Origin of the sequence: Novosphingobium sp. B-7 (assembly GCF_000410615.1) — a bacterium.
GTDB classification, from domain to species: domain Bacteria; phylum Pseudomonadota; class Alphaproteobacteria; order Sphingomonadales; family Sphingomonadaceae; genus Novosphingobium; species Novosphingobium capsulatum.
The window spans coordinates 1-961 of sequence record NZ_APCQ01000343.1; the positions used below are offsets into that span (position 1 = coordinate 1).

The 961-nt window shown below is 69.6% G+C and carries 3 protein-coding genes; all 3 read right to left on the reverse strand.

Features of this window, described 5'->3' with window-relative positions; translation table 11 throughout:
* The coding region (locus H926_RS25620) for a hypothetical protein (RefSeq protein WP_043607835.1) at positions 1–230 on the reverse strand (230 nt) is incomplete at its 3' end.
* A gap of 1 nt (position 231) precedes the next feature.
* Complete coding sequence (gene gspG / locus H926_RS0104725; RefSeq protein WP_022675293.1) at positions 232–690, reverse strand: type II secretion system major pseudopilin GspG; 459 nt, start codon at positions 688–690, stop codon at positions 232–234.
* Positions 691–693: 3 nt separating this feature from the next.
* Positions 694–961: type II secretion system F family protein (locus H926_RS25625; protein WP_022675294.1), on the reverse strand; the 268-nt coding region annotated here is incomplete at its 5' end.

Consider the following 961-nt stretch of genomic DNA (forward strand, 5'->3'; position numbering starts at 1 on the left):
GCCGCCAACCGCGCCACGGCCAAGGCCTGGTCAGCGGTAGCGGTTTCCTGCGCCGCCAGAGCCAGCACGGGTGCCTGCGCGGGGGGCACCAGCGCGGTGATGCGGCCGCGCCAGCCCGCCAGGTCTTGCCCAGGCGGCAGGGCATCGATGCGCCCATCGGCCACGCACCATGCAGCAACCGGCGGCCCGCCGGTTTCGGCCAGCAACAGGATCAGGCCGTGATCCGGCACTTCAGCCGCCCTGCCCCTGCGCCACGATATCGGCATTGGCGCCACTGCCGCCGGGCTGGCCATCGGCACCCAGCGACATCAGCGCAAACGGCGCGCCATCGCGGCCAGGCACACGATAGAGATAGGGCCGGCCCCAGGGGTCTTTGGGTAAGCGCTGGATGTAGCCCCCCGTGCGCCAGGTTTCCGGCACGGCGAGATCGGGCGGCGCCTGGCGCAAGGCCGCCAGTCCCTGCGCCTGGCTGGGATAGCTGCCCTGGTCCAGCCGGAACATCTCCAGCGCCTGCTCCAGCGTGGCGATATCGCTTTGCGCCTTCACCGCCATGGCGCGATCCTGGCTGGGCATCACGTTGATCAGCACCACAGTGGTCAGCAGGCCCAGGATGAAGATCACCACCATCAATTCCACCAGGCTGAACCCGTTGGGCGCGGGGCGACGGGGGTGAGCATGCACGACAGCCATGGGTCAATTTCCAACAAGGGTTTGCAATTGCAGGATCGGCAGCAGGATCGCGAGGATGATCAGCGCCACGATCGCGCCCATCACCACAATGATCGCCGGCTCCAGCAGGGCGAGCGCGGTGGCGGCCGTAGCCTCGAACGCGCGGTCGAGCGCGTCGGCCGCGCTTTCCAGCAAGGGGCCAAGCTGGCCGGACGCCTCACCGCTGGCAGCCATCGCCACCAGCAGCGGCGGAAACAGCCCGGCCTGGCTGAGCCCTGCGGCGAGCGAGCCG

Bases quoted from the DNA above. Each gene is read 5' to 3' on its own strand.
- gspG (WP_022675293.1), bottom strand. From the start codon at position 690: ATGGCTGTCGTGCATGCTCACCCCCGTCGCCCCGCGCCCAACGGGTTC.